We start from the raw sequence: 7,454 nt of genomic DNA, 5'->3' as shown, positions 1-7,454 counted from the left end.
TCACGGTTTTTTAAGTACCGTCAAACTTTTTTCGCTTTCCACATCTTCTTGTCGCACCCCGCAACCTTCGTTGCAAGACGCTGAAGCTGCTTCAGCGGAGCCTTCGATTATGCACTGTTTTTTCAAACCGCGTCAACTTCGAAGAAGATTTTTTCGACTTCCATCTTCTTGCCTTCCACCCGGTCAGGGTGGCCGCTAGAAGCGCTTTGCAGCGTTGTCTGCCGAGCCCACGAGTATATGCCAAATTCAGGGCGCTGCAAGACTGCGGTGAACAAAATCGACGCCGGAGCCGTTCCTTACAGGGCAGCGCAATTCAGGGCGCTGCAAGACTGCGGTGAACAAAATCGACGCCGGAGCCGTTCCTTACAGGGCAGCGCTTCGCGCTGCCCTGTAAGGAACGGGGGCACCTCCGATAATCCGTGCCACATGGCACTCATCACACTCCTCGACGCCCAACTCGCGTTCGGTCACGTCCCGCTGCTCGATCATGCGGACTTTTCTCTTCTCGAATCCGAGCGCATCGGCCTCATCGGCCGCAACGGTGCGGGCAAGTCGTCGTTGCTGAAGATATTGGGCGGTCTGGAAAAGACCGACGACGGCACGCTGCAGATGCAGCAGAACCTCCGTGTCGCATACGTCGCCCAGGAGCCTCAACTGGATATGGACGCGGATGTATTTACCGCAGCCAGCCAGGGCCTGGGGCCTGTCATTGCCATACGGGATCTCTATCTCTCTGGTGCGGATGGCCTGGATCTGGACGCCCTTCAGTCGCAGATTGAAGCGTTCGACGCCTGGAACTGGGAGCAGCGCGTAGAAGAAACATTGCATCGGCTCCATTTGGACCGCAACGCCCGCGTCGGCTCCCTTTCCGGCGGTACCCGCAAGCGTGTCGCGTTGGCACAGGCCTTGGTAGCCGCGCCAGACGTGCTCCTATTAGATGAGCCCACCAACCATCTGGATCTGGACTCCATCGAATGGCTCGAGCAATTGCTGATCGACTTCAAGGGAAGCGTTGTCACAGTTACGCACGACCGCAGCTTCTTGAACCGTGTCGCAACCCGCATCGTTGAGTTGGACCGGGGCAAGCTGGGTTCCTATCCCGGCAATTTCGAGCAATACCTCCTGCAGAAGGAAGAGCAACTCGCCCAGGAAGCCATCATCAGCGCCAAGGCCGACAAATTGCTGGCGCAAGAGGAGATCTGGATCCGCAAGGGTGTCGAAGCCCGCCGCACCCGCAGCCAAAGCCGCATCAGCCGGCTCGAAGCCCTGCGGGCAAGCCGCGCTGCGCGCCGGGAAGTCCAGGGCAGCGTCAACATGGACGTGGCATCAGGCCAATCAAGCGGCAAGATCGTGGCCGAACTCACCGAAGCGACAAAGTCCTTCGGCGAGAAGACGGTGATCCGTAATTTCACCGGCACCATCCTGCGCGGCGACAAAGTCGGCCTGCTCGGCCCCAACGGTGCGGGCAAGACCACGCTGCTCAAGCTCATCCTCGGCGAACTCGAGCCCGACAGCGGCAAGATCCGCCGCGGCACCAACCTGCAGGTAGCGTATTTCGACCAGATGCGCGACAAGCTCGACCTCGACGCCACGCTGGAAGACTTCATCAGCCCCGGCAGCGAATGGATCGAAATCGGCAACCAGCGCAAGCACGTCAAAAGCTACCTTTCCGACTTTCTCTTCTCCCCTGCACGCGCGAACTCCCCGGTTCGCTCGCTCAGCGGCGGCGAGCGCAACCGGCTGCTGCTGGCACGCCTCTTCGCTCGGCCGGCCAACGTGCTTGTGCTCGACGAACCGACCAACGACCTGGACATCGACACCCTCGAACTGCTCGAGGGCCTGCTGCAGGATTACGACGGGACCGTGTTCCTGGTCAGCCATGACCGGACCTTCCTGGACAATGTGGTGACCAGCACGATCGCTTTCGAAGGCGATGGCCGCTGGCGCGAATATGAAGGCAGTGTGCAAGACTGGTTGATCCAATCGAAGCGCGCTCGCGAGATTGCCGAACAACGGCAGGCTGCCAGCCCACCGGCGCCTGCAGCCGCGCCAGCCGCGGCGCCCGCCGAACCGGCGAACGCTCGCCCGGCAGCGCCGCGCAAGAAGCTCAGCTACAAGGAGCAGCGTGAACTCGACGCCCTTCCCGCCCTGATCGAAGCGCTCGAAGCCGAGCAAAAGCGCATCGGCGAAATGCTCGAACTCGACGGCGGAGCGATTTACGCCGCCGATGCCTCGCGCGCCGCCGAACTGAGCCAGCGCCACGCCCAGATCGACGACGAATTGCTGGCCGCCCTGGAGCGGCAGGAAGAATTGTCCGCCGGACGTTAGTGCGTTAGTTCTCCAAAAAACTGGCCCGCCGTCCCACGCGCGGACAACGCCGACTAGGCTATACATGCGGCTTCCAAGTTCCTGGAAAGCCGCATGTCTTCCATCTCCGCGTTCCTCGGCCGGTCTCTCGTGCTCCTGGCCATCTTGCTGCAAGGCGCCTGCGCGCAATTGCCCGAGAACGTCGACCGGCCGGTATCGACCGCACTTCCCCCCTCATCCGGCACGCCGCTGGAGGCCCTGGTCCAGCAGCGGCGAAAAACCGACGCGGCACGCTTCGAATCGGGTTTTCTGCTGCTCGGGGGCGCTCCCGCCGCCTACGGCAGCCGGCTCGCCCTGATAGAGGGGGCGCAGAAAACGCTCGATTTGCAGTACTACGCCATCCACGCCGATGCCAGTACCGGGCGGCTGCTGCGGAGCATCCGCTCGGCAGCCCAGCGCGGCGTGCGCGTACGGATCCTGCTCGACGACCTTCACAGCACCGGCCGGGATGCGATGGTGCTGGCCATGGCCTTCGTGCCCAACATCGAAATGCGGCTGTTCAACCCGCTTGCGGGCGGGCGCCGCTCTTCGTTCGCGCGCATGCTCAATTCCGCCGGTGATGCCTCGCGCATCCAGCAGCGGATGCACAACAAGCTCTTCATTGCGGACAACGTTCTCGGCGTAACAGGTGGCCGCAACCTGGGCGACGCGTATTTCGGCAACGCGCTGAAGGGCAACTTCATCGATGTGGACATCCTGGCCGCCGGACCGATCGTGCAGGACCTGTCGCGCAGCTTCGACAGCTATTGGAACAACGAGCGCGCCTATCCCGTGCAATCGCTGGTCAAGCGCGAAGAATTGAAAGCCATCCGCGAGCGCGCGCAGCAGGCCGACCGCGAGCTGGCCGACGAATCCACCCGCGCGCAGAACGCAGCGCCAGCACCTGCCAACGACGAACCGAAGCCTGGCGCCGCCCCCACTTCTGCGCAACTTGCCCGCGCCTGGGACGAAAAGCCTCTTGATCTGAAGACCGCCCGCTTCGTCTGGGCGCCCGCAGTCATGCTCGCCGATCAGCCCGGAAAGATCCCGGCCGACAAAGGACCCGACCAGACAAGAGCGCCTGGCCTGGTGGTCAGCCACCCCGGAGATGCGGCCGGTTCGTCGCGGCGAGCGGCATCGCTCCAGGCCACGTCCGATCTTGCCGCCGGCAGCGATACGGTGGTCGAGGGCTTGTTGCAGCTGATCGGGCAGGCGCGCAGCGACCTGCTCATCATTTCGCCTTATTTCGTGCCTGGCCCCGACATGAAGCAGGCCTTCGCGGCGGCCCGGGGACGCGGGGTTCGCATCAGGGTGCTGACCAACTCCCTGGCTTCGAACGACGCCCCGGTGGCGCACGTGGGCTATGCCCGGCATCGGGAAGACCTGCTCAAGCTCGGCGTCGAGCTCTATGAACTGCGCAGCGAGCAGGCCGGCGTGAGCAGCGCATTCGGCTCCTCCGGCAGCGGCAACCTGGGCGAATCGCGCGCCATGCTGCACTCGAAGGTGCTGGTGATGGACGGCCGGCTGCTGGTGGTCGGATCGATGAATCTCGACTTGCGCTCGCAATTGCAGAACACTGAAATTGCGCTGCTGGTACGAAGCGCCGAGCTCTCCCGCGCCGCCTCCGAGCAGATCGAGCGCGGCATGCGCGAAGGCTCATGGCGCGTCGAACTGAACGATGGTTCGCTGCTCTGGCGCGCACCCGAAGGCAGCGGCCTGAAAGACACGTCCACCGAGCCCGACGCGAGCATGACCCTGCGCCTGCTGCTCAGGCTGTTCGGCCCCCTGGCGCCCGACCAGTTGCTGTAGCCGGCAGATCAGTGCTTGTGCTGATGAGCCGGCGCGGCCGCATCGGCGCCTTCCGGTGCGCCCACCGGCAGCTTCACGTCGAGCGATGTCTTCTGGCCCTTTGCATCCTCGAAGCGGAGCGTCATTGGCACCGTCGCTCCCTTGGCCAATGCCTGCTTCAGGTCCATCATCATCACGTGATAGCCGCCCGGCTTGAGTTCCACCGTCTGGCCAGCGGGAAGATCCAGGCCGCCCGGCAGCTCGCGCATCTTCATGGTGTCGCCTTCCATCTTCATCTCGTGCACCTCGGCCACACCGGCCGCCGGCGTCGAGATGCCGACCAGCTTGGCGCCCATGGGCGCGGTGAGCTTCATGAAAGCACCCGTGCCGCTTTGCCCCGGGACCGACTGGCGCACCCAGCCATCGCGCACGTCCACCGTGGCCACGCCCTGCGCCACCACGTCGAGCTTGGCGGCAGGCGTCTTGAGGCCCGCCGTCGAGTTGCCCGATGCCGGCACTTCCGCCCAATCGATGCTGCCGACATCGCAGGTCTGCAGCACCTTGAACCACAGCGGACCGGGCGTGGAGGGCACCTTGCCGCGCAACACGAATTCGGTGCGTTCACTGGCGGGCAACGCGGTTTGGGCACTTTCGGCGGTCCAGCGCACTTCGCCATCGCCGGCGCTTTTCTGCACGTCGAGCTTCCAGCCCTTGCGCGCCTGGGCGTCGCTCAGCACGAAGCCCTTCGGCAGGCGAACGGCCAGGCCGGTGGTGGCCTTGGCCCCTTCGCAGGCATGGCCCACGCGGAAGGCGGCGTTGTAGTCGCTGCCCACAGTCGCGCCGCCCCGCGGCAGGGTCACGTGGGCAAAAGCGGTGGACGCGCTCGCCAGCATGGCGCATGCGGCAACGGTCTTGAGGTTGATGCGCGGATGGTTCATTGATGGAACTCCTTGAAGAAAGCCGGTGAAAAAGAAAATCAGAGGTCGAACTTGAGCTCGGCCACGAAGGTGCGTTGCGGATACGGGTGAAAGGCCCAGTACTTGTTGTTGTTCAGGTTGTCCATGCCCACGGCGGCGCTCCACTGCCGGTCGATGCGGTAGCGGATGCGCGCATCGACAACGAAGAACTTCGAAAAGCCCATGTAAGCCGCGCCGTTCGAATCGCTGTTGTCGAGCGTGCCGTACTGCTTGCCGCTGTATCGTGCGCCCACCGTATAGCTCCATCTCGCATCGGGCCGGTAGGTGGCGAGCAGCGTGGCACGCACTTTCGGCACGCGCGGCTGATCGCGGCCCACACTGGCGGCAAAACCGCTGTTGGCAACAATCTTCGACCGGGTCAGCGTCAGGCTGCCGCCCAGGTCCAGCCCCTTGATGCCCACGTCCACCGCATTCAGCGCCACCTCGAGGCCGCGCGTGCGAATGGCATCGACGTTCTGCACCGTGCTCACCAGGTTGGTGAGCGCCTGGCTATAGAGCGCGTCCTTCGTGTTCTCCACGAACAGCGTGGTACGCAGCACGCCGTCGACGCCCCAGCTTTTCAGGTCGCGCTCGGCACTGAGTTCGGTGGTCCAGGAGCGCTCCGGCCGCAGGTTCGGGTCGGTATTGACGATGCGGTTGCCTTCGATCGATCCCTGGTAGAGCTCGCTCACGGTCGGCATGCGCACCGCGCGGCCGGTCGATGCCTTGAACAACCAGTCCGGTGTGGCTTGCCAGGCGACCGCCGCCTTGGGCGAGTCGTAGCTGTTCTTGCGCGGCGCAAAGTCGAGCAGCCTCGCAGCGTTGCCGAGCTGGCCGCCATAGGCTTCCCATCGCTCGTGGCGCAAGCCGAACGTTGCTTTCCACTCTTCGGCAAAGCGCCAGGTGTCCTGCACATACAGCGACTGCAATCGCGTGTTGCCGTTGAAGGCGGAAAACGGCGCCACCACCGGCCCGCCGATCCAGTCGAGCGTATTGCCGACGCTGGTGCGGAGCCGCGCCGTGTCCTGCTGAAAACCGAAGTCGACCACATGGGCGCCCACGCCTTCAGCGGAGCCGGTCGGCCGCCAGGTGCCCGCGGCTTTGAAGGTGTGCCAGCCGGAGCCGCCCATGTCAGTGGTTCGGCCGGGCCCGCCGTTGAATGCGCCCGGCAACGGGGTGGTCGGCGTGCGCGAGGTGTCGCTTGAATAGTCGAACAAGCTTGCCGCCACCTCCCAGTCGAACACGCCGCCGGTGTGGCTCTTGACCGAAAGGCCGTGCATGTAGTGAGTGAGCGCTGTCTCCGTCGGTGCCAGGGCGGCGCTCGGCGAATCCAGGTTGTACGTTCGCCCCGCGATGTTCACGCGCCCTGAATACACGGGCCGTCCGAGCGCATCGCGCAGGTAGGTGTCGACGCTGCCGTGCGTGGTGTTGTTCCACGCGCCAAAGGTGTACGTTGCGCGCAGGGTGGGCGAAAAGTCGTAGGCGACCTTCAGCTTGGCCTGCTCCTGCGTGGTGTCGTAGAGGGTCGAGCCGCCCGCCAGCCACCAGGGCTGGTTCGATGGGTTCAGCCCCAGCACCGCGCCGGTCACCGGAGTGCCGGCACTGCCCACCGTGCCGGCGCTCACCAGCCGGTTGCCGAACACCAGCGCCTGCCCCTTGCTGTGGGTGCGCGAGGCGCTGAGCCACCAGGACCAGTTGCCGCTGCGGCTCCCCAGCGACAAATCGATCTGCTGGCCCGCCGGAGACGAATGGCTGTTGTAAAGGCCGAAGTTCGAAGCGAAGCCGCTGAGCTTGACGTGCGCTTCGAGCCTGGTGGGCATGCGCGTCACGTAGTCGACCACGGCGCCGACCGAATTGCCCGGGTAGGCGGCGGAAAAGGGCCCGTACAGCACGTCGACCCGTTCGATTTCTTCGGGCGACACCATGCCCCAGCGCGGCGCGTAGGTGGCGCCGTTGCCTAGCGGGTTCGACAGCATGATGCCGTCGGCGAACACCAGCGAGCGAGCGCTGTTGCCCGTGCCCGAGGCGCGCGTGGCCAGTACCGCATGGTTGAAATCACCGATGTAGCGCTTGCGCACCACGAGGCTGGGCAGGTATTTGAGCGCGTCTTCGCTGTCGGTCGCATTGACCGTTTCGGAGACCTGTTCGCCCGTCACCCCCTCGATGGTGGTGGGAATCTGCGTCGGCAGCGAGGTTGGGCGGCCGTCACTGACCGTGACGGTGCTCAGCGTGCGCGCGCCGCTGCCGCTTTCAGGCGGCTCGGGCGCGTCTTGCGCCCACAAGGGCGCGCCAAAGGGAAATGCCATGGCAATTGCCAAGGCGCGGGAATGCTTTTTCACTGGAAACCTGCTCCACGAACTTCAA

General features: G+C 64.6%; 4 protein-coding genes. 2 read left to right on the top strand and 2 right to left on the bottom strand.

Going from position 1 to position 7,454, the window contains the following annotated elements:
* Positions 1 to 426 precede the first annotated feature (426 nt).
* On the top strand, positions 427 to 2,328 hold the full coding sequence (locus QHG62_RS17490; protein ID WP_281146816.1) for an ATP-binding cassette domain-containing protein: 1,902 nt from the start codon (positions 427 to 429) through the stop codon (positions 2,326 to 2,328).
* 93 nt (positions 2,329 to 2,421) lie between these two features.
* Positions 2,422 to 4,155, top strand: coding sequence for a phospholipase D family protein (locus QHG62_RS17485; protein WP_281146815.1), 1,734 nt, complete (start codon positions 2,422 to 2,424; stop codon positions 4,153 to 4,155).
* Between the two features lie 8 nt (positions 4,156 to 4,163).
* Here QHG62_RS17485 and QHG62_RS27740 read toward each other — a convergent pair whose 3' ends face one another.
* Together QHG62_RS27740 and QHG62_RS17470 are read right to left on the bottom strand one after the other, a co-directional pair.
* On the bottom strand, positions 4,164 to 5,072 hold the full coding sequence (locus QHG62_RS27740) for a copper chaperone PCu(A)C (RefSeq protein WP_348638667.1): 909 nt from the start codon (positions 5,070 to 5,072) through the stop codon (positions 4,164 to 4,166).
* A gap of 38 nt (positions 5,073 to 5,110) precedes the next feature.
* Positions 5,111 to 7,396: a TonB-dependent receptor gene (locus tag QHG62_RS17470; RefSeq protein WP_281146814.1), complete on the bottom strand. Its 2,286-nt coding sequence runs from the start codon at positions 7,394 to 7,396 to the stop codon at positions 5,111 to 5,113.
* Positions 7,397 to 7,454 lie beyond the last annotated feature (58 nt).

It is taken from the genome of Variovorax paradoxus (assembly GCF_029919115.1).
Taxonomy (GTDB): Bacteria; Pseudomonadota; Gammaproteobacteria; order Burkholderiales; family Burkholderiaceae_C; genus Variovorax; species Variovorax paradoxus_O.
Note: the sequence above shows the minus strand (reverse complement) of the source record. Positions and strands in the feature narration are given on the sequence as shown.

Excerpts from the sequence above, each read along its gene's own strand:
- QHG62_RS27740 (WP_348638667.1), bottom strand. The coding sequence starts at position 5,072 with ATGAACCATCCGCGCATCAACCTCAAGACCGTTGCCGCATGCGCCATG.
- QHG62_RS17485 (WP_281146815.1), top strand. The coding sequence starts at position 2,422 with ATGTCTTCCATCTCCGCGTTCCTCGGCCGGTCTCTCGTGCTCCTGGCC.
- QHG62_RS17490 (WP_281146816.1), top strand. The coding sequence starts at position 427 with ATGGCACTCATCACACTCCTCGACGCCCAACTCGCGTTCGGTCACGTC.
- QHG62_RS17470 (WP_281146814.1), bottom strand. The coding sequence starts at position 7,396 with ATGGCATTTCCCTTTGGCGCGCCCTTGTGGGCGCAAGACGCGCCCGAG.